The organism is Streptomyces sp. NPDC054961, assembly GCF_053609145.1.
Genome location: NZ_JBSGWY010000009.1, coordinates 117,663 through 139,491, shown reverse-complemented (window position 1 = coordinate 139,491; position 21,829 = coordinate 117,663). Strand labels below are relative to the sequence as shown.

General features: G+C 68.1%; 31 protein-coding genes. 2 read left to right on the top strand and 29 right to left on the bottom strand.

Annotated elements, in window-relative coordinates:
• Nucleotides 1–52 precede the first annotated feature (52 nt).
• On the bottom strand, nt 53–829 hold the full coding sequence (locus ACWF9Z_RS11980) for a hypothetical protein (protein WP_453600580.1): 777 nt from the start codon (nt 827–829) through the stop codon (nt 53–55).
• Between the two features lie 432 nt (nt 830–1,261).
• Between ACWF9Z_RS11980 and coaA the strand changes: the two genes are divergently transcribed.
• Nucleotides 1,262–2,197 carry a type I pantothenate kinase gene (gene coaA / locus ACWF9Z_RS11975; protein WP_453600743.1) on the top strand — a complete coding sequence of 312 codons (936 nt, stop codon included), beginning with the start codon at nt 1,262–1,264 and terminating at the stop codon, nt 2,195–2,197.
• Nucleotides 2,198–2,216: 19 nt separating this feature from the next.
• Nucleotides 2,217–3,203, top strand: coding sequence for a DUF389 domain-containing protein (locus tag ACWF9Z_RS11970; protein ID WP_453600577.1), 987 nt, complete (start codon nt 2,217–2,219; stop codon nt 3,201–3,203).
• 82 nt (nt 3,204–3,285) lie between these two features.
• Here ACWF9Z_RS11970 and glmM read toward each other — a convergent pair whose 3' ends face one another.
• From glmM to rplP, 28 genes are all read right to left on the bottom strand, one after another.
• Nucleotides 3,286–4,644, bottom strand: a complete 1,359-nt coding sequence (gene glmM / locus ACWF9Z_RS11965) for a phosphoglucosamine mutase (RefSeq protein ID WP_453600574.1) — start codon at nt 4,642–4,644, stop codon at nt 3,286–3,288.
• 134 nt (nt 4,645–4,778) lie between these two features.
• Nucleotides 4,779–5,303, bottom strand: a complete 525-nt coding sequence (gene rpsI / locus ACWF9Z_RS11960) for a 30S ribosomal protein S9 (RefSeq protein ID WP_356649550.1) — start codon at nt 5,301–5,303, stop codon at nt 4,779–4,781.
• A gap of 42 nt (nt 5,304–5,345) precedes the next feature.
• Entirely contained in the window at nt 5,346–5,789 is a 444-nt protein-coding gene (rplM, locus tag ACWF9Z_RS11955; protein WP_453600571.1) for a 50S ribosomal protein L13, read from the bottom strand.
• A gap of 235 nt (nt 5,790–6,024) precedes the next feature.
• A complete protein-coding gene (locus tag ACWF9Z_RS11950) occupies nt 6,025–7,284 on the bottom strand; it encodes a glycosyltransferase family 87 protein (protein ID WP_453600568.1) in 1,260 nt (419 codons plus the stop codon).
• 65 nt (nt 7,285–7,349) lie between these two features.
• Entirely contained in the window at nt 7,350–8,978 is a 1,629-nt protein-coding gene (locus tag ACWF9Z_RS11945; protein WP_453600566.1) for an ATP-binding cassette domain-containing protein, read from the bottom strand.
• Between the two features lie 44 nt (nt 8,979–9,022).
• The gene (gene truA, locus ACWF9Z_RS11940; RefSeq protein WP_453600564.1) at nt 9,023–9,874 is read right to left on the bottom strand and encodes a tRNA pseudouridine(38-40) synthase TruA; all 852 of its coding nucleotides are present in this window, start codon (nt 9,872–9,874) and stop codon (nt 9,023–9,025) included.
• A gap of 130 nt (nt 9,875–10,004) precedes the next feature.
• Nucleotides 10,005–10,472, bottom strand: a complete 468-nt coding sequence (rplQ, locus tag ACWF9Z_RS11935; protein ID WP_030298228.1) for a 50S ribosomal protein L17 — start codon at nt 10,470–10,472, stop codon at nt 10,005–10,007.
• Nucleotides 10,473–10,570: 98 nt separating this feature from the next.
• Nucleotides 10,571–11,593 carry a DNA-directed RNA polymerase subunit alpha gene (locus tag ACWF9Z_RS11930; RefSeq protein ID WP_215023456.1) on the bottom strand — a complete coding sequence of 341 codons (1,023 nt, stop codon included), beginning with the start codon at nt 11,591–11,593 and terminating at the stop codon, nt 10,571–10,573.
• Nucleotides 11,594–11,749: 156 nt separating this feature from the next.
• Entirely contained in the window at nt 11,750–12,154 is a 405-nt protein-coding gene (gene rpsK, locus ACWF9Z_RS11925) for a 30S ribosomal protein S11 (RefSeq protein WP_006376016.1), read from the bottom strand.
• Nucleotides 12,155–12,208: 54 nt separating this feature from the next.
• Nucleotides 12,209–12,589 carry a 30S ribosomal protein S13 gene (gene rpsM, locus ACWF9Z_RS11920; RefSeq protein ID WP_008739674.1) on the bottom strand — a complete coding sequence of 127 codons (381 nt, stop codon included), beginning with the start codon at nt 12,587–12,589 and terminating at the stop codon, nt 12,209–12,211.
• A 199-nt stretch (nt 12,590–12,788) separates the two neighbouring features.
• Nucleotides 12,789–12,902 (bottom strand): 50S ribosomal protein L36, encoded by a 114-nt coding sequence (rpmJ, locus tag ACWF9Z_RS11915; protein ID WP_003956441.1) that lies wholly within the window; start codon nt 12,900–12,902, stop codon nt 12,789–12,791.
• Nucleotides 12,903–12,976: 74 nt separating this feature from the next.
• Nucleotides 12,977–13,198 carry a translation initiation factor IF-1 gene (gene infA, locus ACWF9Z_RS11910; RefSeq protein ID WP_003956442.1) on the bottom strand — a complete coding sequence of 74 codons (222 nt, stop codon included), beginning with the start codon at nt 13,196–13,198 and terminating at the stop codon, nt 12,977–12,979.
• 196 nt (nt 13,199–13,394) lie between these two features.
• Entirely contained in the window at nt 13,395–14,246 is an 852-nt protein-coding gene (gene map / locus ACWF9Z_RS11905; RefSeq protein WP_453600560.1) for a type I methionyl aminopeptidase, read from the bottom strand.
• A 93-nt stretch (nt 14,247–14,339) separates the two neighbouring features.
• Nucleotides 14,340–14,987, bottom strand: coding sequence for an adenylate kinase (locus tag ACWF9Z_RS11900; RefSeq protein WP_453600557.1), 648 nt, complete (start codon nt 14,985–14,987; stop codon nt 14,340–14,342).
• A complete protein-coding gene (gene secY, locus ACWF9Z_RS11895) occupies nt 14,987–16,300 on the bottom strand; it encodes a preprotein translocase subunit SecY (RefSeq protein WP_453600554.1) in 1,314 nt (437 codons plus the stop codon). Before secY ends, ACWF9Z_RS11900 begins: the two co-directional genes overlap by 1 nt.
• Before the next feature lie 186 nt (nt 16,301–16,486).
• On the bottom strand, nt 16,487–16,942 hold the full coding sequence (rplO, locus tag ACWF9Z_RS11890; RefSeq protein ID WP_214946842.1) for a 50S ribosomal protein L15: 456 nt from the start codon (nt 16,940–16,942) through the stop codon (nt 16,487–16,489).
• A gap of 1 nt (nt 16,943) precedes the next feature.
• On the bottom strand, nt 16,944–17,126 hold the full coding sequence (gene rpmD / locus ACWF9Z_RS11885) for a 50S ribosomal protein L30 (RefSeq protein ID WP_112447741.1): 183 nt from the start codon (nt 17,124–17,126) through the stop codon (nt 16,944–16,946).
• Entirely contained in the window at nt 17,126–17,728 is a 603-nt protein-coding gene (rpsE, locus tag ACWF9Z_RS11880) for a 30S ribosomal protein S5 (protein ID WP_073912880.1), read from the bottom strand. The genes rpmD and rpsE overlap by 1 nt, the downstream gene beginning before the upstream one ends.
• A 45-nt stretch (nt 17,729–17,773) precedes the next feature.
• Nucleotides 17,774–18,157, bottom strand: coding sequence for a 50S ribosomal protein L18 (gene rplR / locus ACWF9Z_RS11875; protein ID WP_008739696.1), 384 nt, complete (start codon nt 18,155–18,157; stop codon nt 17,774–17,776).
• Nucleotides 18,158–18,159: 2 nt separating this feature from the next.
• The gene (rplF, locus tag ACWF9Z_RS11870) at nt 18,160–18,699 is read right to left on the bottom strand and encodes a 50S ribosomal protein L6 (protein ID WP_453600548.1); all 540 of its coding nucleotides are present in this window, start codon (nt 18,697–18,699) and stop codon (nt 18,160–18,162) included.
• A 20-nt stretch (nt 18,700–18,719) separates the two neighbouring features.
• Nucleotides 18,720–19,118, bottom strand: coding sequence for a 30S ribosomal protein S8 (rpsH, locus tag ACWF9Z_RS11865; RefSeq protein ID WP_007265911.1), 399 nt, complete (start codon nt 19,116–19,118; stop codon nt 18,720–18,722).
• A 222-nt stretch (nt 19,119–19,340) separates the two neighbouring features.
• Complete coding sequence (locus tag ACWF9Z_RS11860) at nt 19,341–19,526, bottom strand: type Z 30S ribosomal protein S14 (RefSeq protein WP_003956452.1); 186 nt, start codon at nt 19,524–19,526, stop codon at nt 19,341–19,343.
• A gap of 5 nt (nt 19,527–19,531) precedes the next feature.
• Nucleotides 19,532–20,083 (bottom strand): 50S ribosomal protein L5, encoded by a 552-nt coding sequence (rplE, locus tag ACWF9Z_RS11855; protein ID WP_030388859.1) that lies wholly within the window; start codon nt 20,081–20,083, stop codon nt 19,532–19,534.
• Nucleotides 20,083–20,406: a 50S ribosomal protein L24 gene (gene rplX, locus ACWF9Z_RS11850; protein WP_356649542.1), complete on the bottom strand. Its 324-nt coding sequence runs from the start codon at nt 20,404–20,406 to the stop codon at nt 20,083–20,085. Before rplX ends, rplE begins: the two co-directional genes overlap by 1 nt.
• 2 nt (nt 20,407–20,408) lie before the next feature.
• Nucleotides 20,409–20,777: a 50S ribosomal protein L14 gene (gene rplN / locus ACWF9Z_RS11845; RefSeq protein WP_003956455.1), complete on the bottom strand. Its 369-nt coding sequence runs from the start codon at nt 20,775–20,777 to the stop codon at nt 20,409–20,411.
• Between the two features lie 123 nt (nt 20,778–20,900).
• Nucleotides 20,901–21,182, bottom strand: a complete 282-nt coding sequence (gene rpsQ, locus ACWF9Z_RS11840) for a 30S ribosomal protein S17 (RefSeq protein ID WP_243333368.1) — start codon at nt 21,180–21,182, stop codon at nt 20,901–20,903.
• A complete protein-coding gene (gene rpmC, locus ACWF9Z_RS11835; protein ID WP_073912892.1) occupies nt 21,182–21,406 on the bottom strand; it encodes a 50S ribosomal protein L29 in 225 nt (74 codons plus the stop codon). The genes rpsQ and rpmC overlap by 1 nt, the downstream gene beginning before the upstream one ends.
• Nucleotides 21,406–21,825, bottom strand: a complete 420-nt coding sequence (rplP, locus tag ACWF9Z_RS11830; protein ID WP_030026326.1) for a 50S ribosomal protein L16 — start codon at nt 21,823–21,825, stop codon at nt 21,406–21,408. The genes rpmC and rplP overlap by 1 nt, the downstream gene beginning before the upstream one ends.
• Nucleotides 21,826–21,829: the final 4 nt, after the last annotated feature.

Below are 21,829 nucleotides of genomic sequence, written 5' to 3'. Positions count from 1 at the left end.
CGTGTGCGAAGGGCCGTCGGGCAGCCCGTCGGGCACGCCGTCAGACAAGCCGTCAGCCGAGCTTCTTCACCTGCGCCGTGACGACGGCCGTCGGCTGTTCGGCGGTACCGGTCAGGCTCAGGGCCGAGAAGGTGGCGAGGGTGTTGCCCTTGCGCACGACCACGAGCTGCGTCGTGAAGGACTCGCCGTCCGCGTCGCCCTCGACGGTGTAGGCCAGCGCCTCGTCACCGGCGGTGACGGCGGCGGCCGGACCGACCTTGGTGACCTTGCCGGCCTCGCCCGCCTGGGTGACCGCGTAGCCCGTGGCACACGCCGTACCGGCGGCCTTGAGCGAGGCGAAGGCGTCCTCCGCGCCCTTGGCCTCGTACGACTCCAGGGTGACGGCGGTGGCGGTCGCTCCGAGGGCGTCCAGACCGGCCTTCAGCTTCTCCTCCGGGCTGGCGTCCGCGGCCGGCTCCTTGCCCTTCGCGACGGCCTTGACGCGCGCGGTGCCGGTGGCGGTGCCCTGCGCGGTCATGGACTGCGCCTTGACCAGCGGAAGGCACGCGGGCTTGTCGCTGGTGGCCCCGGCGGCGGCCTTCACCTCGTCCGCGGTGGCGGTCTTCAGGACGTGGTCGGGCAGGTCCGCCTGGACCAGGAGCACGCCGCCGAGCTCGGCGTCCGTCCGGCCCTTCGCGGCGGGGGCGGCCGGAGCCGAGGAAGAGGTGTCGGGCTTCGCGTCGTCCTTCTTCGCGTCGGCCTTGTCCGAGCTGCCGCACGCGGTGGCGAGCAGCGCCAGGGACAGGGCGGAAGCGGTCAGGACGGTACGACGGACAAGTGCGCTGCGCACGATGGTTCCCCCCACGGGACAGGTCGGAAAGCACGAGACGGTGGCGTGCGGGGGCGCCCCGGACAGCGCGTGAGCGCGCGGGAACGGCCTCGACGGCCACGTGATCACCACGGTACGCGGTGGTACCGACACCCGCGGCGATTTGATTGCAGCTCCCACGCATCGTGACGGCGCCGAGACCACAGAGCTCTCCGATCGAGACCGGCCCCGGCACAACCCGCCCTTCCCCGGCCATAAGGCCCCCCGCCACGTGACCGACCACACCACCCACAACGGCCCGCTAGCCCCGACAATGGCCCTGTGATCACTTCGCCGCCACGAAGGACGCCGCCGGACAGCGCGACGGAGCGCCCCGACGGACCGGAGCGCCCCGCGCACCCCGGACACGCCGCGCACCCCACGCGCCGCCGGGGCCACGAGGCCTCCCCCTACCTGGACCTCACCCGCGCCGAGTGGAGCGCCCTGCGCGAGCGGACCCCCCTCCCGCTCACCGCCGACGAGGTCGAGCGGCTGCGCGGGCTCGGCGACGTCATCGACCTCGACGAGGTCCGGGACGTCTACCTGCCGCTCTCCCGGCTGCTGAACCTGTACGTCGGGGCCACCAGCAACCTCCGCGGCACCCTGAACACCTTCCTCGGCGACGCCGGCAACGGCCACGGCGCCCAGCAGGGCACCCCCTTCGTCATAGGGGTCGCCGGCTCGGTGGCCGTCGGGAAGTCCACCGTGGCCCGCCTCCTCCAGGCCCTCCTCGCCCGCTGGCCCGAGCACCCGCGCGTGGAGCTGGTCACCACCGACGGCTTCCTCTACCCGATGAAGGAGCTCCAGCGGCGCGGGCTGACCGCCCGCAAGGGCTTCCCGGAGTCGTACGACCGCCGCGCGCTGACCCGCTTCGTCGCCGACATCAAGGCGGGCAAGGACGAGGTCACGGCCCCGGTCTACTCCCACCTGATCTACGACATCGTCCCCGGCGAGCAGCTCGTCGTGCGCCGCCCGGACATCCTGATCGTCGAGGGGCTCAACGTCCTCCAGCCGGCCATGCCCGGCAAGGACGGCCGCACCCGGGTGGGCCTCGCCGACTACTTCGACTTCAGCGTGTACGTGGACGCGCGCCCCGAGGACATCGAGCGCTGGTACCTCAACCGGTTCCGCAAACTGCGCGAGACGGCGTTCCAGAACCCCTTCTCCTACTTCCGCAAGTACACCCAGGTCTCCGAGGAGGAGGCGCTGGAGTACGCGCAGACGATGTGGCGGACGATCAACAAGCCCAACCTGCTGGAGAACGTGGCCCCCACCCGCGGCCGCGCCACCCTGGTCGTCCGCAAGGGCCCCGACCACAAGGTGCAGAAGCTGAGTCTGCGCAAGCTCTAGGGGAAGCTAGTGTGCGGCCATGCTGCACCTACGGATGATCACCCCGGCGGACCGGACGGATGCCGTGGTCCGCATCGTCGAGTCGACGGTCGGCACCACCCATCTGGTGGTACTGCCCGGAGCCGCCCGCATACCCCCGGGCGACATCGTCCTGTGCGACGTGGCGCGCGAGGCGGGCGACGAGCTCCTGCACGAGCTCCGGGAGCTCGGCATCGACCGGGACGGCTCGATCGCGCTCGAGAACATCGACCTCTCGTTGTCAGCGCGCGCCGAGCGGGCCGAGGAGGAGGCCCCGGGCGAGGGCGCCGACGCCGTCCTGTGGGAGCAGCTGAGCGGGGCCACCCACGAGGAGTCCACGCTCACCATCACCTACTGCGCCTTCATGATCATCGCGACGATGATCGCGGCCTGCGGCGTGGTCCTCGACAACGCCGTCCTGATCGTGGGCGCGATGGCCGTCGGCCCGGAGTTCGGCCCGCTCGCGGGCGTGTGCACCGGCCTGGTGCAGCGGGCCCCCCGGCTGGCCGCGCGCTCCCTGCTCGCCCTGCTGGTCGGCTTCGCGGCCGCGATGGCCGCCACCACCGTCTTCAGCCTGGCGATGGACGCCCTCGACCTGTTCGACCGGCACATGGTGGTCGACCCGCGCCCCAACACGGGCTTCATCTGGCAGCCGGACCTGTTCTCCTTCGTCGTGGCGCTGCTCGCCGGCGCGGCCGGGGTGCTCTCCCTGACCTCCGCGAAATCCGGCGCGCTGGTCGGCGTCGCGATCTCGGTGACCACCGTCCCGGCCGCCGCCAACGCCGCCGTGGCCCTGAGCTACGGAGACCTGGCCCAGACGTGGGGTTCGGCGGAGCAACTGCTCCTGAACCTGTTCGGGATCATCCTGGCCGGCGTACTGACCCTGCTGGGCCAGAAACTGCTGTGGCGCACGCAGCGCGGCCGCTGGACCCGCCGGCCGGTGCCGCAGGGGACGGTCCCGCCCGGAGCGGTCCCGCCCGGGGCGTGAGCCGGGGCGGGTCCGGCGTACGCGAACGGCCCCGCCGTACGAGGCTTCGTACGACGGGGCCGGTGCGAGAGGTCCGCGGGCTCTAGCCGAGCGCGGCCTTCACCACGTCCGCCAGCCGCCCCGCGACGGCGCGGGCCTGCTCGATGTCGGCGGCTTCCACCATCACCCGGACGAGCGGCTCCGTGCCCGAGGAGCGCAGCAGCACCCGCCCGGTCGTGCCCAGTTCCCGCTCCGCGTCGGCGACGGCGGCGGCCAGCTCGGCCGAGGTCGTGACCCGGGACTTGTCCACGTCGGGGACGTTGACCAGCACCTGCGGCAGCCGGTCCATGACGCCGGCCAGCTCCGCCAGCGGCTTGCCGGTGGCGACGAGGCGCGCGCCCAGCATCAGGCCGGTCAGCGTGCCGTCGCCGGTGGTGGCGTGGTCGAGGATGATCACGTGGCCGGACTGCTCGCCGCCCAGCGCGTACCCGTGCTCCTTCATCGACTCCAGGACGTACCGGTCGCCGACCCCGGTCTGCACGACGTGGATGCCCTCGGACTCCATGGCCAGCTTGAAGCCCAGGTTGGACATCACGGTGGCGACCACGGTGTTCTCGCGCAGGTGCCCGGACTCGCGCATGGCCAGGGCCAGCACCGCGAGGATCTGGTCGCCGTCGATCTCCGCGCCGTTCGCGTCCACCGCGAGGCAGCGGTCGGCGTCCCCGTCGTGCGCGATGCCGAGGTCGGCCCCGTGTTCGACGACGGCCTGCTTCAGCAGGCCGAGGTGGGTGGATCCGCAGCCGTCGTTGATGTTCAGGCCGTCGGGCTCGGCGCCGATGGTGACGATCTCCGCGCCGGCCCGGGCGAAGGCCTCGGGCGAGACGAAGGCCGCCGCGCCGTGCGCCTCGTCCAGGACGACCTTCAGGCCGTCGAGGCGGTTGGGCAGGACGCCCATGAGGTGGGCGACGTACTTGTCGAAGCCCTGGTCGTAGTCGGAGACGCGGCCGACGCCGGAACCCGTCGGCCGCTCCCAGGGAGCGCCCGTGCGGTGGTCCTCGTAGACGGACTCGATCCGGTCCTCCAGCTCGTCGGCGAGCTTGTGGCCGCCGCGCGCGAAGAACTTGATGCCGTTGTCCGGCATGGCGTTGTGACTGGCCGAGAGCATGACGCCGAGGTCGGCGCCCAGCGCACCGGTGAGATACGCCACCGCCGGGGTGGGCAGCACACCGACGCGCAGGACGTCCACGCCCGCGCTCGCGAGTCCCGCGACGACTGCGGCTTCCAGGAACTCACCGGAGGCGCGGGGGTCCCGGCCCACGACGGCGGTGGCCCGGTGGCCTTCGAAGGTTCCGGCCTCGGCCAGTACGTGTGCGGCCGCCACGGACAGGCCGAGCGCGAGCTCGGCCGTCAGATCCGCGTTGGCGACGCCCCGTACACCGTCCGTCCCGAAGAGTCGTCCCACTGTTGTCCTCCCGAGTTCGCACTTCGCTGTGAGCAGTTGTGCCAATTATTTGCCGCTTTTGGCGGTAAACGAACCGCCCCGGCAGCACACAGAGTGCTGCCGGGGCGGTTTCGGTGCAGAACAGCAGGCGCTGATTAACGCTTGCTGTACTGCGGAGCCTTACGGGCCTTCTTGAGACCGGCCTTCTTGCGCTCGACCGCACGGTCGTCGCGGGAAAGGAAGCCGGCCTTCTTGAGCGCGGCGCGATTGTTGTCCACGTCCGCCTCGTTCAGCGCACGGGCCACGCCGAGGCGCAGGGCGCCGGCCTGACCGGAAACGCCGCCACCCGAGATGCGGGCGATGACGTCGTAGCGGTTGTCCAGCTCGAGGAGCTTGAACGGCTCGTTGACTTCCTGCTGGTGCACCTTGTTGGGGAAGTAGTCCTCAAGGGTGCGACCGTTGATCTTCCACTTGCCGGTGCCCGGAACGATCCGGACGCGGGCGATGGCGTTCTTGCGACGGCCCAGGCCGGCGGCCGGCTGGGGGTCGCCGAAGCGGCCGGCAAGGGACTCCGAGGTGTAGTCGCCCTCGACTACGTCCGCGGACTCGGTGGTGTATTCCTCGACGTTGCCCTCGAACTCTTCTTCGACGACAGGGGTCTCGGCGGTGGTCTCGGCCACGATGCTCCTCAGAATTTTCTACGTCTTAGGGGGTGGCCGGAACTACTGCGCGACCTGGGTGATCTCGAACGGCACCGGCTGCTGGGCAGCGTGGGGGTGCACATCGCCCGAGTAGACCTTCAGCTTCGAGAGCATCTGACGGCCCAGGGTGTTCTTGGGGAGCATGCCCTTGATGGCCTTCTCGACGGCCTTCTCCGGGTTGTTCGCCAGGAGGTCGTCGTAGCGCACCGAGCGGAGACCACCCGGGAAACCGGAGTGGCGGTACGCCATCTTCTGGGTCGCCTTGTTGCCGGACAGGTGAACCTTGTCGGCGTTGACGATGATGACGAAGTCGCCCATGTCCATGTGGGGGGCGTAAGTCGGCTTGTGCTTGCCCCGAAGGAGGGCAGCGGCCTGGGTCGCCAGACGGCCGAGGACAACGTCCTGGGCGTCGATGACGAGCCACTGGCGCGAGATGTCGCCGGGCTTGGGGCTGAACGTACGCACGCGTATGCCTTCGCTTCTTCAGTGGTGGGTCATCCCCGGGGGGTGAGCCCGAAGGGACGGGTCCTGACATGGGTCACCACGGACGATCACGACAGCCCTGGTACACATCGGGGACGCAACCCGTGGGTACCGCTGGTCATCGGCCCGGTGGACCGGCGTAAGGCCAATTCACGTGAGAATGAGCAAGCCAATACGCATAACGAACCAGCAGGATACCCGTGAAGACCTGGAAGGGTCAAAACGCGGTCCGCGACCCCGCATCAACGGGGGCCGCGGTGCACTCCGGATCGGTCCTGGGTGGGGACCCCGCAGTTCGTACGACTTCCAGGATAACCCGGCCCGGCCGCACCGAACGCCACACGAGCAGTCCGGCGAGGGAGCACAGGGTCACCATGTCCCGAAATGCCCGCCTCTTGTGCTCGAGCTCCGAAGGCCACGGAATGCCCGCCGTCTGCGGCACCAGGGCCACCCAGAACCAGGGCGAGCGCGGCATCGAACCCGACCGCACCCCCGACGCCAGCAGCAGCGGGAGCACCACGAGCATGTAGTGGTCGAAGGACGGGCGCGACACCAGGAACGCGGAGAGCATCACCATGCAGGCCGTCTCCACCAGCCGCAGCTCTCCCCCGTCGCCGTCCAGGGCCACCGGACGGTGCCAGCGCCGCCAGACCGCCCAGAGTCCGCACCCGGCGCCGGCGAAGGAGAGCAGCACCGCCAGCGGCTCCGGCACGCCCAGCCTCGGCAGCGCCGCGATCGGCGAGGCGTCCCACGGCAGCGCGTAGGAGTCCTGGCCCTGCAGCAGGAACGGCAGCGTCTTGGTGAAGAACAGCATCGGGTGGGGCATCATCAGCGCCCCCGCCAGCGACAGCCCGACCGGCACGCCCACCGCCACGGCGAGGCCGCGCCACTGCCGGGCCAGGACGAAGAGCAGCGCGATCGGCACCAGCATCGGCTTGCACGCGATGGCCAGACCCACCACCAGCCCGGCGGCCCCCCAGGACCGCCGGTGCGCCAGCAGCAGCGCCACCGGCAGCGCCGCGACCGAGATCGCCGTCCAGTTCCCGATCAGCACGAGATTGGCGTACGGCTTGTAGGCCAGCGCGAACAGCCCGAAGCCGCCCACCGCGAGCCGCGAGCGCACCGGCACCGAGAACAGCCGCAGCGCCGCCCACCAGCCCAGCCCCACCAGCCCGGTCATCCCCAGCGGCAGCACGCAGCGCAGCAGGGGCGTCGGCAGCAGCGCCTCGGGGATCGCCATGATCACGGCGCTGGGCAGGTAGAGGAACCGCTTGTCCTCGTACGGGGACACCCCCGCGAGCAGGGCGTCCGCCGCCTTCACGACGAAGGCGTTGTCGGAGCCCCAGTTCACCCGCAGGCTCGCCGAGACCGCCACCGACAGCAGGATCACCAGGCCCACGGCCCGCCAGGACCGGGGCGCGGGCCGGAGCAGCCACTCCACCCGCCGGTCCCAGGAGGACGGGCTGTCCCACTTCATGACCCAGACACTAGGCCGCAGCCCCACAACCAGTCCCCTCGACCAAGCCGGGGGGAGGTCTCCCCCTAGCGCTTCCGCTCGACCCTACGTTCGTCCCAGACAGGCTCCGTAGTCTCCCTCACAACACCGTCCGAACCGAAGACCAGATAACGGTCAAAAGTGCGGGCGAACCACCGGTCGTGGGTGACGCACAACACAGTGCCGTCGTACGCCTCCAGCCCGTCCTGCAGTGCTTCCGCCGACTCCAGGTCCAGGTTGTCCGTCGGCTCGTCGAGCAGCAGCGCCGTCGTTCCCGCCAGCTCGAGCAGCAGGATCTGGAAGCGCGCCTGCTGGCCGCCCGAGAGCTTCTCGAAGGGCTGGTCACCCTGCCGCTCCAGCTCGTAGCGGCGCAGGGCGCCCATCGCCCCGCCGAGCGGCAGCGCCGCCTCCGTCCACAGGATGTCGACGAGCGTGCGGCCGAACAGCTCCGGGTGGGCATGGGTCTGCGCGAAGTGGCCGGGGACCACCCGGGCGCCGAGCTTCCACGTACCCGTGTGCTTGACGTCCTCGCCCGCCATCAGGCGCAGGAAGTGAGATTTCCCGGAGCCGTTCGAGCCGAGGACCGCGACCCGCTCCCCGTAGAAGACCTCCAGGGAGAACGGCTTCATCAGCCCGGTCAGCTCGAGGTTCTCCACGGTGAGGGCGCGCACGCCCGTACGTCCGCCCTTGAGGCGCATCCGGATGTCCTGCTCGCGCGGCGGCTCCGGCGGCGGGCCGGCCTCCTCGAACTTCTGGAAGCGGGTCTGCATCGCCCGGTAGCGGGAGGCCATGTCCGGGCTGCTCGCGGCCTGGTTGCGCAGCCGCAGCACCAGGGCCCGCAGCCGGGCGTGCTCCTCGTCCCAGCGCCGCTTGAGCTCCTCGAAGCGCGCGAAGCGCTCCTTGCGGGCGTCGTGGAACGTGGCGAAGCCCGAGCCGTGCACCCACACGTCCGAGCCGTTCGGGCTCGCCTCCAGGCTGATGATCTTCTCGGCGGCCTGGGTGAGCAGTTCGCGGTCGTGCGAGACGAAGAGCACCGTCTTGCGGGTGGCCTCCAGCTGCTCCTCCAGCCACCGCTTGCCGGGGACGTCGAGGTAGTTGTCCGGCTCGTCGAGCAGCAGCACCTCGTCCGGCCCGCGCAGCAGCGCCTCCAGGACGAGCCGCTTCTGCTCACCGCCCGACAGCGTGCGCACCTCGCGGAACTGCGCGGTGTCGTACGGGATCGCCAGCGCGGCCATCGTGCAGACGTCCCACAGCGTCTCCGCCTCGTACCCCTGCACGTCGGCCCAGTCGCTGAGCGCCTGCGCGTACGCCATCTGCGCGGCCTCGTCGTCCACCGTCAGGATCAGCTGCTCGGCGCGGTCCACGGCCTTCGCCGCCTCCCGGATCCGCGGCTGGGCCACCGAGACCAGCAGGTCCCGGACGGTCGTCTCGTCGCGGACCGAGCCCACGAACTGCGACATCACGCCCAGCCCACCGCTCACGGTGACCGCGCCGCCGTGCGGCTGGAGCTCGCCGGAGATCATCTTCAGGAGCGTGGTCTTGCCGGCCCCGTTCGCCCCCACCAGGGCGACGACCGACCCCTCCCCCACGCGGAAGGAGACGTCGGGGAGCAGGACCCGCCCGTCGGGAAGGTAGTACTCCAGGTGGCTGGCTTCGAGATGTCCCATGCCCGGCATTGTCCAGGTCCGGCGCCGATCCGCCCAAACGGATTAGCCGCCGCTCAGCAGCAGCCGGCCCCGGGCAGGGTGCGCAGGTTGCGCGCCTCCTTGCTGCGCGCGGCGAGCAGCTCGTCGGCCGGGTAGCCGACCTCCTCGAGCGTCAGCCCGTGCGGCTTGACCACGTGCACCGAGGAATCCCGCACGGCGGCCCCGAGCACCTTCCCCGGCCAGTCGGTCGGCCGGTGGCCGTCGCCGACGTGCAGCAGGGCGCCCACGAGCGAGCGGACCATGTTGTGGCAGAAGGCGTCGGCCCGGACGGTGGCGGTGACGATCCCGTCCTCGCCCCGCTCCCAGGAGAGCTGCTGGAGGGTACGGATCGTCGTGGCCCCCTCGCGCTTCTTGCAGTACGCGGCGAAGTCGTGCTCCCCCAGCAGCGCGGCGGCGGCCTCGTTCATGGCGTCCACGTCCAGGGGCCACTGGTGCCACAGCACGTGGCCGCGGCGCAGCGGGTCCACGCCGGCCTGGTGGTCGCCGACGCGGTAGGCGTAGCGGCGCCAGATCGCGGAGAACCGCGCGTTGAAGCCGGCCGGGGCCTGTGCGGCCTTCCACACCCGTACGTCGTGCGGCAGCCGGCCCGCGAGGCGGCGCAGCAGCTTGTCCTGGTGCTCGGCCCACACCTCGTCGCGCACGTCGAACTGCGCGACCTGCCCCCGGGCGTGCACGCCCGCGTCCGTACGCCCGGCCACGGTCAGCTCGACCGGGTCCGGCAGCCGCATCACGGTCTGCAGGGCCGACTCCAGCTCGCCCTGGACGGTCCGCAGCACCCGCTGCTTCGCCCAGCCGGAGAAGTCCTTGCCGTCATAGCTCAGGTCCAGCCTGACCCGGACGTGTCCGGGCTCCACCTCGTCACTCACGTGACCGATCCTCTCAGAAGCTCAAAGAAGCGCCGGAGCGCCTGGAACGCCGGGGAAACGCAGAACGGGCCCGCCCCCGGAAGGGGGCGGGCCCGTTCAGAGCCGATCAAGAAAGCTCGATCCCGGAGGATCAGGCCTCCTTGGTCTCCTCGGCGGCGGGAGCCTCGGCCACGGCCTCGGCGTCCTTCGCGGCGCGCTTGGTGGCGGCCTCGGCCTCACCAGTGGCCTGCTGGGCGACCGTAAGGGCCTCGACCAGCTCGATCACGGCCATCGGGGCGTTGTCGCCACGACGGTTGCCGATCTTGGTGATGCGCGTGTAACCACCGGGGCGGTTCTCGTAGCGCGGGGCGATCTCGGTGAAGAGCGTGTGCACGATGCTCTTGTCCGTGATCGTCTGCAGCACCAGGCGACGGTTGTGGATGTCGCCCTTCTTGGCCTTGGTCACCAGACGCTCGGCGTAGGGACGCAGGCGACGGGCCTTGGCCTCGGTGGTGGTGATGCGGCCGTGCTCGAAGAGCGCCTTCGCGAGGTTCGCGAGGAGGTGCTTCTCGTGCGCGGCGCTGCCGCCCAGACGGGCACCCTTTGCGGGACGCGGCATGGTCATACTCCTTCATATCTGCACCGGCCGTGTCAGGTACCGGTGTCAGTTCCCCCGAAGCGGACGCCCCGGGAAAGTTTCAGTCGCGCTGGTGGCGCTTAGTACTGCTCGGTCTCGACGAAACCGGCGTCCGCGTCATCGTCGGCGCCGAAGGCGTCGGCGGCGGCGGTCGGGTCGAATCCGGGCGGGCTGTCCTTGAGGGCCAGGCCCATGCCGGCCAGCTTCGCCTTGACCTCGTCGATCGACTTCGCACCGAAGTTGCGGATGTCGAGCAGGTCCGCCTCGGAGCGGGCGACGAGCTCACCCACGGAGTGGATGCCCTCGCGCTTGAGGCAGTTGTACGAACGGACCGTGAGCTCGAGCTCCTCGATCGGCAGCGCCAGATCGGCGGCCAGGGCCGCGTCGGTCGGGGACGGGCCCATGTCGATGCCCTCGGCGTCGATGTTGAGCTCACGCGCCAGGCCGAACAGCTCGACCAGGGTCTTGCCGGCGGACGCCATGGCGTCGCGCGGGCGCATGGCCTGCTTGGTCTCGACGTCGACGATCAGCTTGTCGAAGTCGGTGCGCTGCTCGACTCGGGTCGCCTCGACCTTGTAGGTGACCTTGAGGACGGGGCTGTAGATGGAGTCGATCGGGATGCGACCGATCTCCTGGCCGACCTGCTTGTTCTGGACGGCGGAGACGTAGCCGCGACCGCGCTCGACGGTCAGCTCCATCTCCAGCTTGCCCTTGCCGTTGAGCGTGGCGAGGACCAGGTCCGGGTTGTGCACCTCGACACCGGCCGGGGGCGCGATGTCGGCAGCGGTGACCAGGCCGGGACCCTGCTTGCGCAGGTACATCACGACCGGCTCGTCGTGCTCCGAGGAGACGACCAGCTGCTTGATGTTGAGGATGATGTCGGTGACGTCTTCCTTGACGCCCGGCACGGTGGTGAACTCGTGCAGGACGCCGTCCACGCGGATGCTGGTGACAGCGGCACCCGGGATCGAGGACAGGAGCGTGCGGCGGAGCGAGTTGCCGAGGGTGTAGCCGAAGCCCGGCTCCAGCGGCTCGATCACGAAGCGCGAGCGGTATTCGTCGACGACCTCTTCGGTCAGCGACGGACGCTGAGCGATAAGCATGTGTGTTCCTTCATTCGTGGACGCCCACTATTTGACGCCCGACGGACGCGGCACGGGGCCGCGGACTACAAGGGTACGGGCGGTACGTCCCCAGCGAGGGGTTCGTACCGCCCGGACACTCAAAAACGCACAGGTGCGGAACCTGAGCGCGCTGCGTCAGACGCGGCGGCGCTTCGGCGGACGGCAGCCGTTGTGCGGGGTGGGGGTGACGTCCTGGATCGAGCCGACCTCGAGGCCGGTGGCCTGGAGGGAGCGGATCGCGGTCTCACGGCCGGAGCCGGGACCCTTGACGAAGACGTCGACCTTGCGCATGCCGTGCTCCTGCGCGCGACGGGCGGCCGACTCGGCGGCCATCTGCGCGGCGAAGGGGGTGGACTTGCGCGAGCCCTTGAAGCCGACGTGGCCGGCGGAGGCCCAGGAGATCACGTTGCCCGCGGGGTCCGTGATCGAGACGATGGTGTTGTTGAACGTGCTCTTGATGTGGGCGTGCCCATGAGCGACGTTCTTCTTTTCCTTGCGGCGCACCTTCTTGGCAGCGCCCTGACGACCCTTGGGGGGCATCTAAATCTCCTACGGGAGGTGGTCGGTCCTACAGCGCAAGACCGCTGAACAGGACTACTTCTTGCCCGGCTTCTTCTTACCGGCGATCGCGCGACGCGGGCCCTTACGGGTACGCGCGTTCGTGCTGGTGCGCTGGCCGTGCACCGGGAGGCCGCGACGGTGGCGGATACCCTGGTAGCACTGGATCTCGACCTTGCGGCGGATGTCGGCCTGGATCTCGCGGCGGAGGTCACCCTCGGTGCGGAGGTTGGCGTCCACGTACTCGCGGATCTTGACCAGGTCCTCTTCGGCCAGGTCACGAACGCGGGTGTCGGGGTTCACACCGGTGGCCGCAAGGATTTCCTTGGACCGGGTGCGACCGACACCGAAGACGTAGGTAAGTGCGATCTCCACACGCTTTTCGCGCGGGATGTCAACACCGGAAACGCGTGCCATTCAATGGCTCCTGTGTGTTCGGGGGTCTTCCGCAGAACCAACCCCGACCGCCGACCACACCTGCTGGGTGGTGGTACGTCCGGGTCCCCGGCCCCCGCCGGAGGTGCCGCCGGTCCTGGTCAGGACTGGGCGGGTTCTGCGTATGTACGTTTTCTTACGTCGCGCGAAGAACTGCGGAGTGCAGGTCGGTCGGCGTGCGTCAGCCCTGGCGCTGCTTGTGGCGCAGGTTGTCGCAGATGACCATGACCCGACCGTGACGGCGGATCACCTTGCACTTGTCGCAGATCTTCTTGACGCTCGGCTTGACCTTCATGTGGGTGAGGTTCTCCGGGTCAGTGCCACCACCCGCGCCAGGACAAGCCGTCCGGACGGGAGTGAAGACAAGATCTACTTGTATCGGTAGACGATCCGGCCACGCGTCAGGTCGTACGGAGAGAGCTCCACGACGACCCGGTCATCAGGGAGGATGCGGATGTAGTGCATGCGCATCTTGCCGCTGATGTGCGCGAGGACCTTGTGACCGTTCTGGAGTTCCACCTTGAACATCGCGTTCGGGAGGGACTCGATCACGGTGCCCTCGATTTCGATGGCACCTTGCTTCTTGGCCACGCTTCGCCTTTCGAATCGGCTACCTTGATCAGCTCCCCGCCTTCGCATGCGGACATGCGGGTGCAAAGGAGCCGACGAGTCAGTCTACGTCAGGGCCCTCCGGAAAACTAATCCGGAAAGTGTGCCCTACAGGGTAGATCACCAACCCTTGCCCCGCGCGCGCCGCCGCGGGCGCCCCGGGCGGGCAGGGCCGCGCTCAGCCCAGCGGGTCCGGCGCGGTCGTGATGCCGTACTCCGCCAGCTTCGCCTTGCCGCAGTCCGGGGAGGTCAGCACGATCGGGCCCGCCTCGGTCAGGGCGATGGAGTGCTCCCAGTGCGAGGACCAGGTGCCGTCCGTGGTGATGACCGTCCAGTCGTCGGCCAGGACCTCCGTCTGGGCCGTGCCCAGGGAGACCATCGGCTCGATCGCCAGGCAGAGGCCCGGGACCAGCTTGATCCCCTTGCCCCGCTTGCGGGAGACGTAGTTCAGCAGGTGGGGGTCCATGTGCATCTCGGAGCCGATGCCGTGGCCGCCGTAGTCCTCGATGATCCCGAACTTGCCGAGGCTGTGCTCACCCGTGGTCGGACGCGGCTGGCGCTTGATGTACGTCTCGATCGCCTTGGAGATGTCCACGAGGCGGTTGCCGAGCTTCATGGCGGCGATGCCGGCCCACATGGACTCCTCGGTCACCCGGGAGAGCTCCAGGAGCTCAGGGGCGTGCCCGGTGCCCACGAAGGCGGTGTACGCGGCGTCGCCGTGCCAGCCGTCGATGATGGCGCCGGCGTCGATCGACATGATGTCGCCGTCCTTGAGGACCGTCTTGTCGTCCGGGATGCCGTGGACGACGACCTCGTTGACCGAGGTGCAGATGGTCGCGGGGAAGCCCCCGTAGCCGAGGAAGTTCGACTTGGCGCCGGCGTCGGCGATGACCTTGCGGGCCACCATGTCCAGATCCCGCGTCGTGGCGCCGGGCACGGCCGCCTCACGGGTCGCCGCGTGGATCGCGGCGACGACCAGTCCCGCCTCGCGCATCTTCACGATCTGCTCGGGGGTCTTGATCTGGACCATGGGAATTGCCTTCCACCTTCGGTTCGGGGTCGCGTCAACAGTACGGCCGCGGCGTCCTGGGGACACCGCGGCCGTGGCTGCACTGCAGGGAAACTACTTCTTGAGGGCGTCCATCGCGCGCTGCGTGACGTCCTTGACCTCACCCAGGGCCGGGATCGTCGACACGAGGCCCTGGGCCTTGTAGTAGTCGATGATCGGCTCGGTCTGGGTGTGGTAGACCTCCAGCCGGTTGCGGACCGCGTCCTCGGACTGGTCCTCGCGCACGTACAGCTCGCCGCCGCAGATGTCACAGACACCCTCGATCTTCGGCGGGGCGTACGCGACGTGGAAGACGTGCCCGCCGTCGTTGCGGCACGTGCGCCGGCCGGCGAGACGCTTCACGACCTCGTCCTCCTCGACCTCCAGGTCGAGGACGGCGTCGAGGTTCATGCCCTCGGTCTTCAGCATCACGTCGAGGGCCTCGGCCTGGGAGACGTTGCGCGGGAAGCCGTCGAGCAGGAAGCCGCCCGCGGCGTCCGCCTGCTCCATGCGGTCCTTGGCCATGCTGATGGTGACCTCGTCCGGGACGAGGTCGCCGGCGTCCATGAACGCCTTCGCGCGCCGGCCGAGCTCGGTGCCCTGGCTGATGTTGGCCCGGAACAGGTCGCCCGTGGAGATGTGCGGGATGGACAGGGTCTTGGCGAGCACGGCCGCCTGCGTTCCCTTGCCCGCACCGGGCGGTCCGACGAGGACGATTCGCATCAGCGGAGGAACCCTTCGTAATTACGCTGCTGGAGCTGGCTCTCGATCTGCTTCACGGTCTCCAGACCCACACCCACGATGATCAGGATGCTCGTCCCGCCGAACGGGAAGTTCTGGTTCGCGCCGAAGCCCGCCAACGCCATCGTCGGCACAAGAGCGATGAGACCCAGGTACAGCGACCCCGGCCAGGTGATCCGGTTGAGTACGTAGCTGAGGTACTCGGCGGTGGGCCGACCGGCGCGGATGCCCGGGATGAACCCACCATACTTCTTCATGTTGTCCGCAACTTCCTCGGGGTTGAACGAGATCGCCACGTAGAAGAACGCGAAGAAAACGATCAGGAGGAAGTAGGCGGCGATGTAGTACGGGTGATCGCCCTTGACGAAGTGCTTCTGGATCCACGTCGCCCAGCCGGCGGTCGAACCGCTGAACTGGACGATCAGTGCCGGGATGTACAGCAGCGACGAGGCGAAGATGACCGGGATGACACCGGCCTGGTTCACCTTGAGCGGGATGTACGTCGAGGTGCCGCCGTAAGCACGGCGGCCGATCATGCGCTTCGCGTACTGGACGGGGATCCGTCGCTGCGCCTGCTCGACGAAGACCACCAGGGCCACCATCGCGAGGCCGACCAGGATGACCACGCCGAACTCGACCCAGCCGTCCGCGATCTTGCCCTGGAGCTTGATCTGCCAGAGGGCGCCGACGAAGCCCGCGGCGATCGAGATGAACATCAGGATCGACATACCGTTGCCGATGCCGCGGTCGGTGATGAGCTCACCGAGCCACATGACCAGGCAGGTGCCCGCGGTCATGGTGAGCACCATGACGACGGTGGTGAAGATCGACCGGTCCGGAACGATCAGGTCTTTGACCGCGCAGCCCTGGAAGAGGGCGCCGCTGCGGGCGGTGGCGACGAGGCCGGTGCCCTGCAGGATCGCGAGCGCGACCGTCAGATAGCGCGTGTACTGAGTGATCTTCGAAGTACCGGCTTGACCCTCTTTTTTGAGGTTCTCCAGCTTCGGGATGACCACGGTCAGCAGCTGCAGAATGATGCTCGCCGTGATGTAGGGCATGATGCCGAGCGCGAAGATCGTGATCTGCAGCAGCGCACCGCCGCTGAACATGTTGACGAGACCGAAGAGGCTGTTGCTGCTCCCGGCCGAGTCGACACAGATCTGAACGTTCTTGTAGCTCACGCCGGGTACCGGTACATGGGACCCGAGCCGATACAGCACGATGATGCCGAGCGTGAAGAGCAGCTTCTTGCGCAGGTCGGGCGTCTTGAACGCCCGGGCGAACGCGGTGAGCACGGTGCCTCCTGCGACCCCCGCGCTACTGCGTCAGAGGTGACGGTCTGAGGGATCGACGAATACGTACAAGCAAAGGTGCAGGCCACCATACCGGCGACTGAGCCCCCCGTGGAACGACCAACCGGGGATGCCCCATATGTGAGGCACCCCCGGTCGGGTTTCTAGCTATTTGTCACTGAGTTCGTCTTAGACGAGCTCGGTCACGGTGCCACCAGCGGCGGCGATCTTCTCCTTGGCGGAGCCGGAAACGGCGTCAACCGAAACCTGCAGCGCCACGGAGATCTCGCCCTGGCCCAGGACCTTGACGAGGCTGTTCTTGCGAACCGCGCCCTTGGCGACCAGGTCGGCCACCGTGACTTCTCCACCCTCGGGGTAGAGAGCGCCGAGCTTGTCCAGGTTCACGACCTGGAACTCGGTGCGGAACGGGTTCTTGAAGCCCTTGAGCTTCGGCAGGCGCATGTGGAGGGGCATCTGCCCACCCTCGAAGCGCACCGGGATCTGGTAACGGGCCTTCTGGCCCTTGGTACCACGACCTGCCGTCTTACCCTTCGACGCCTCACCACGACCGACACGGGTCTTCGCGGTCTTGGCGCCGGGGGCGGGACGGAGGTTGTGGGCCTTCAGCGGGCTGTTTTCAGCCATGTTAGTCAACCTCCTCAACCGTCACGAGGTGGCGGACGGTGTGAACCATTCCGCGGAACTCGGGGCGGTCCTCCTTGACGACGACGTCGTTCAGGCGCTTGAGCCCGAGCGAACGCAGCGTGTCACGGTGGTTCTGCTTGCTGCCGATGTACGACTTGATCTGCGTGACCTTGAGGCGAGCCATTACGCACCCGCCCCGGCACGTGCGCGCAGCAGAGCCGCGGGAGCGACGTCCTCGAGGGGCAGACCACGGCGAGCCGCGATCTCCTCGGGACGCTGCAGGCCCTTGAGGGCCGCCACGGTCGCGTGCACGATGTTGATCGCGTTCGAAGAGCCGAGCGACTTCGACAGGATGTCGTGAACGCCGGCGCACTCGAGAACGGCGCGCACCGGGCCACCGGCGATAACGCCGGTACCGGGGGAAGCCGGCTTCAGGAGCACGACGCCGGCCGCACGCTCGCCCGTGATCGGGTGAGGGATCGTGCCCTGGATGCGCGGAACCTTGAAGAAGGACTTCTTGGCTTCCTCGACACCCTTGGCGATGGCCGCGGGAACTTCCTTGGCCTTGCCGTAACCGACACCTACGGTGCCGTCACCGTCGCCCACCACGACCAGCGCGGTGAAGCTGAAGCGGCGACCACCCTTGACAACCTTGGCGACGCGGTTGATCGCGACAACGCGCTCAACGTAAGCGGTCTTCTCGGCGGCAGGGCCACCGTCGCGACCCTTCCGGTCCCGCCGCTCGCCGCCACCGGCACCGCTTCCGCGGCGCTGGGGTCCAGCCATTGGATTACCTCTCTCTGTTACGTCCGTGAGTCCCGGAACCGGGGCTTAGAACTTCAGCCCGGCTTCGCGGGCGGCGTCAGCCAGAGCGGCAATGCGCCCGGCGTATCGGTTGCCACCGCGGTCGAACACGACGGTCTCGACACCCGCGGCCTTGGCACGCTCGGCGACGAGTGCGCCGACGGCCTGGGCCTGGGCGCTCTTGTCGCCTTCGCCACCGCGGATCGAGGTGTCCAGGGTCGACGCGGACGCCAGGGTGTGACCCTGGAGGTCGTCGATGACCTGAGCAACGATGTTGCGGTTGGAACGCGTCACGACGAGGCGCGGACGCTCCGCCGTACCCGACACGTTCTTGCGAATGCGGATGTGGCGGCGAGCCTTGGCAGCGCGCTTGTACGCGTCGCCCTTGGCGATCTTCACACCGTATGCCATGGCTACTTACCAGCCTTTCCGACCTTGCGGCGGATGACTTCGCCGGCGTACTTGACACCCTTGGCCTTGTACGGGTCGGGCTTCCGCAGCTTGCGGATGTTGGCGGCGACCTCGCCGACCTTCTGCTTGTCGATGCCCTCGACCGAGAACTTGGTGGGCGACTCGACCTTGAAGGAGATGCCCTCGGGCGCCTCGATCAGGATCGGGTGGCTGTAACCAAGCTGGAACTCCAGGTTGGAGCCCTTCGCGGCGACGCGGTAACCGACACCGCTGATCTCGAGCGCCTTGACGTAACCCGCGGTCACGCCGGTGATCATGTTCGCCACCAGCGTGCGGGACAGGCCGTGCAGGGCCTTGTTCTGACGCTCGTCGTTCGGGCGGATGACGTTCAGAACGCCGTCCTCACCCTTGACGATCTCGATGGGCGCAGCGACGGTGTGCGAGAGGGAACCCTTGGGGCCCTTCACCGCGACCGTGCGGCCATCGATGGTGACGTCCACACCGGCGGGAACCTGGATGGGGAGCTTGCCGATTCGCGACATTGCTTTTCCTCCGTTCCCGACTACCAGACGTAGGCGAGGACTTCCCCACCTACGCCCTTCTTGCCTGCCTGCTGGCCGGTCAGGAGACCGTGGGACGTGGAGATGATCGCCACGCCCAGGCCGCCGAGCACCTTCGGCAGGTTGGTGGACTTTGCGTACACGCGCAGACCGGGCTTCGAGATCCGCTTGATGCCCGCGATGGAGCGCTCACGGTTCGGCCCGAACTTCAGCTCGAGGACGAGGTTCTTGCCGACCTCGGCGTCCTCGACCTTCCAGCCGGTGATGAAACCCTCTTGCTTGAGGATCTCCGCGATGTGCGACTTGATCTTGCTGTGCGGCATCACCACGGTGTCGTGGTACGCCGAGTTAGCGTTACGCAGACGGGTCAGCATGTCTGCGATCGGGTCAGTCATGGTCATGAAGTGGCCTTCGGCCTCTCTCGCCGGGGTTTCCTGTATGCGCCATCCCTCTCCCCACTCAGTGGCGGGACGGGTGCGGTGCGGGGACCTACGGCGTAGTAAGTCGTTATGGGCGGCGGACGCCCAACCACACAAGCCTAAGGCATGCGCGGCCGGGCATCCGACGTCCAGATGCTTACCGAGAGTGCCTGGTACCGCTCAAGTCCTTGCGGACGAGAGGGATTACCAGGAGCTCTTGGTCACGCCCGGCAGCTCGCCACGGTGAGCCATCTCACGAAGGCAGACGCGGCACAGGCCGAACTTGCGGTACACGGAGTGGGGGCGACCGCAGCGCTGGCAGCGGGTGTACGCACGCACACCGAACTTGGGCTTGCGGGCAGCCTTCGCGATGAGAGCCTTCTTCGCCATCTCGCTTACGCCTCCTTGAAGGGGAAGCCGAGGTGACGAAGGAGGGCGCGGCCCTCATCGTCGTTGGTCGCCGTGGTGACCACGGTGATGTCCATACCCCGGGTACGGTCGATCTTGTCCTGGTCGATCTCGTGGAACATGACCTGCTCCGTGAGACCGAAGGTGTAGTTGCCACGGCCGTCGAACTGCTTCGGCGACAGACCACGGAAGTCACGGATACGCGGCAGCGCGAGCGACAGCGTACGGTCCAGGAACTCCCACATGCGGTCACCGCGGAGGGTGACGTGGCAGCCGATCGGCTGACCCTCACGCAGCTTGAACTGCGCGATGGACTTGCGGGCCTTCGTGACGGCCGGCTTCTGACCGGTGATCGTCGTCAGGTCCTTGATGGCGCCGTCGATCAGCTTGGAGTCGCGGGCGGCGTCGCCCACACCCATGTTGACCACGATCTTCACGAGGCCGGGGATCTGCATGACGTTCTCGTAGGAGAACTCCTCACGCAGCTTGCCCGCGATGTCCTCGCGGTACTTCGTCTTGAGTCGCGGAGTGGTAGCCATCAGATGTCCTCACCCGTCCGCTTGGCAACGCGGATCTTGTTGCCCTCGTCATCGAAGCGGAAACCGACGCGGGTAACGACCTTCTGGCCGTCCTTCTCCACAACCAGCTGAACGTTGCTGACGTGGATCGGCGCCTCGGTGATCACGATGCCACCGGTCTGCGAACCACCAGCGGTCTGACCGGCCTTGGTGTGCTTCTTGACCCGGTTGACACCCTCGACGAGGACGCGGTTCTCAGTAGGGATGGCCATGATGACCTTGCCCTGCTTGCCCTTGTCCTTACCGGTGATGACCTGAACCAGGTCGCCCTTCTTGATCTTCATGCTTACAGCACCTCCGGCGCGAGCGAGATGATCTTCATGAACTTCTTCTCGCGCAGCTCACGGCCCACCGGGCCGAAGATACGGGTGCCGCGAGGGTCGCCGTCGTTCTTCAGAATGACGGCGGCGTTCTCGTCGAAGCGGATGTACGAGCCGTCCTGGCGGCGGCGTTCCTTCACGGTGCGAACGATGACCGCCTTGACGACGTCACCCTTCTTCACGTTGCCACCGGGGATCGCGTCCTTGACGGTGGCAACGATGACGTCACCGATGCCCGCGTAGCGGCGACCGGAGCCACCGAGAACACGGATGCAAAGGATTTCCTTGGCACCAGTGTTGTCGGCGACACGCAGTCGCGACTCCTGCTGGATCACGTCTATCTCCTGTTTGTCTGCCGGTTCCCGGCGGGGGCATCACTCCGAAGAGCTACCGCCCCCACCGAGCCTGGCGGAACGAACCTGAGGGGCCCCTGGGCTGGTGCCCAGGGCCTCAGATGGTTACTTGGCCTTCTCGAGGATCTCGACGATGCGCCAGCGCTTGCTCGCCGACAGCGGACGCGTCTCCATGATGAGGACGCGGTCGCCGACGCCGGCAGCGTTCTGCTCGTCGTGAGCCTTGAGCTTGTTCGTACGGCGGATGACCTTGCCGTACAGCGCGTGCTTCACGCGGTCTTCGACAGCGACGACGACGGTCTTGTCCATCTTGTCGCTGACGACGAGACCCTCACGGGTCTTGCGGAAGCCGCGGTCAGTCGTCTCAGTCACGTTCTTCTCGCTCATCAGGCGCTCTCCACCGTCTCGATACCGAGCTCACGCTCGTGCATCAGGGTGTAGATGCGAGCGATGTCCTTACGGACGGACCTGAGCCGGCCGTTGTTCTCCAGCTGGCCCGTGGCCGCCTGGAAACGGAGCTTGAACAGCTCCTCCTTGGCCTCGCGCAGCTTGCCAACGAGCTCCTCGTTGCCGAGCTCACGCAGCTCGGACGCCTTGGTTCCCGTCGCCATCACGACTCACCTGCCTCGCGCCGAACAATCCGGCACTTCATCGGAAGCTTGTGAGCAGCGCGGGTGAGCGCCTCACGAGCAATCTTCTCGTTCGGGTAGGACAGCTCGAACATGACCCGGCCCGGGTGCACGTTCGCGATCCACCACTCGGGAGAACCCTTACCGGAACCCATGCGGGTCTCGGCAGGCTTCTTCGTCAGGGGACGGTCCGGGTAGATGTTGATCCAGACCTTGCCGCCACGCTTGATGTGGCGGGTCATCGCGATACGAGCCGCCTCGATCTGGCGGTTCGTCACGTAGGCGGGGGTAAGCGCCTGGATGCCGTACTCGCCGAACGAGACCTCAGTACCGCCCTTGGCCATACCACGGCGCTTCGGGTGGTGCTGCTTGCGGTGCTTGACCCTACGAGGGATCAGCATGTCG

Bases quoted from the DNA above. Each gene is read 5' to 3' on its own strand.
- rplP (WP_030026326.1), bottom strand. From the start codon at position 21,825: ATGCTGATCCCTCGTAGGGTCAAGCACCGCAAGCAGCACCACCCGAAG.
- rpsE (WP_073912880.1), bottom strand. From the start codon at position 17,728: ATGGCTGGACCCCAGCGCCGCGGAAGCGGTGCCGGTGGCGGCGAGCGG.
- rpmJ (WP_003956441.1), bottom strand. From the start codon at position 12,902: ATGAAGGTCAAGCCGAGCGTCAAGAAGATCTGCGACAAGTGCAAGGTG.
- rpmD (WP_112447741.1), bottom strand. From the start codon at position 17,126: ATGGCTCGCCTCAAGGTCACGCAGATCAAGTCGTACATCGGCAGCAAG.
- rplO (WP_214946842.1), bottom strand. From the start codon at position 16,942: ATGGCTGAAAACAGCCCGCTGAAGGCCCACAACCTCCGTCCCGCCCCC.
- rplF (WP_453600548.1), bottom strand. From the start codon at position 18,699: ATGTCGCGAATCGGCAAGCTCCCCATCCAGGTTCCCGCCGGTGTGGAC.
- rplE (WP_030388859.1), bottom strand. From the start codon at position 20,083: ATGGCTACCACTCCGCGACTCAAGACGAAGTACCGCGAGGACATCGCG.
- rplR (WP_008739696.1), bottom strand. From the start codon at position 18,157: ATGGCATACGGTGTGAAGATCGCCAAGGGCGACGCGTACAAGCGCGCT.
- rpsM (WP_008739674.1), bottom strand. From the start codon at position 12,589: ATGGCACGCGTTTCCGGTGTTGACATCCCGCGCGAAAAGCGTGTGGAG.
- ACWF9Z_RS11945 (WP_453600566.1), bottom strand. From the start codon at position 8,978: ATGCCGGGCATGGGACATCTCGAAGCCAGCCACCTGGAGTACTACCTT.
- ACWF9Z_RS11860 (WP_003956452.1), bottom strand. From the start codon at position 19,526: ATGGCGAAGAAGGCTCTCATCGCGAAGGCTGCCCGCAAGCCCAAGTTC.
- ACWF9Z_RS11950 (WP_453600568.1), bottom strand. From the start codon at position 7,284: ATGAAGTGGGACAGCCCGTCCTCCTGGGACCGGCGGGTGGAGTGGCTG.
- ACWF9Z_RS11900 (WP_453600557.1), bottom strand. From the start codon at position 14,987: ATGCGAATCGTCCTCGTCGGACCGCCCGGTGCGGGCAAGGGAACGCAG.
- ACWF9Z_RS11970 (WP_453600577.1), top strand. From the start codon at position 2,217: ATGCTGCACCTACGGATGATCACCCCGGCGGACCGGACGGATGCCGTG.
- rplX (WP_356649542.1), bottom strand. From the start codon at position 20,406: ATGAAGATCAAGAAGGGCGACCTGGTTCAGGTCATCACCGGTAAGGAC.
- rpmC (WP_073912892.1), bottom strand. From the start codon at position 21,406: ATGGCGACGGGAACCAAGGCGTCCGAGCTGCGTGAGCTCGGCAACGAG.
- rpsK (WP_006376016.1), bottom strand. From the start codon at position 12,154: ATGCCCCCCAAGGGTCGTCAGGGCGCTGCCAAGAAGGTGCGCCGCAAG.
- ACWF9Z_RS11930 (WP_215023456.1), bottom strand. From the start codon at position 11,593: ATGCTTATCGCTCAGCGTCCGTCGCTGACCGAAGAGGTCGTCGACGAA.
- map (WP_453600560.1), bottom strand. From the start codon at position 14,246: ATGGTCCAGATCAAGACCCCCGAGCAGATCGTGAAGATGCGCGAGGCG.
- rpsH (WP_007265911.1), bottom strand. From the start codon at position 19,118: ATGACCATGACTGACCCGATCGCAGACATGCTGACCCGTCTGCGTAAC.
- rpsQ (WP_243333368.1), bottom strand. From the start codon at position 21,182: ATGAGCGAGAAGAACGTGACTGAGACGACTGACCGCGGCTTCCGCAAG.
- rplQ (WP_030298228.1), bottom strand. From the start codon at position 10,472: ATGCCGCGTCCCGCAAAGGGTGCCCGTCTGGGCGGCAGCGCCGCGCAC.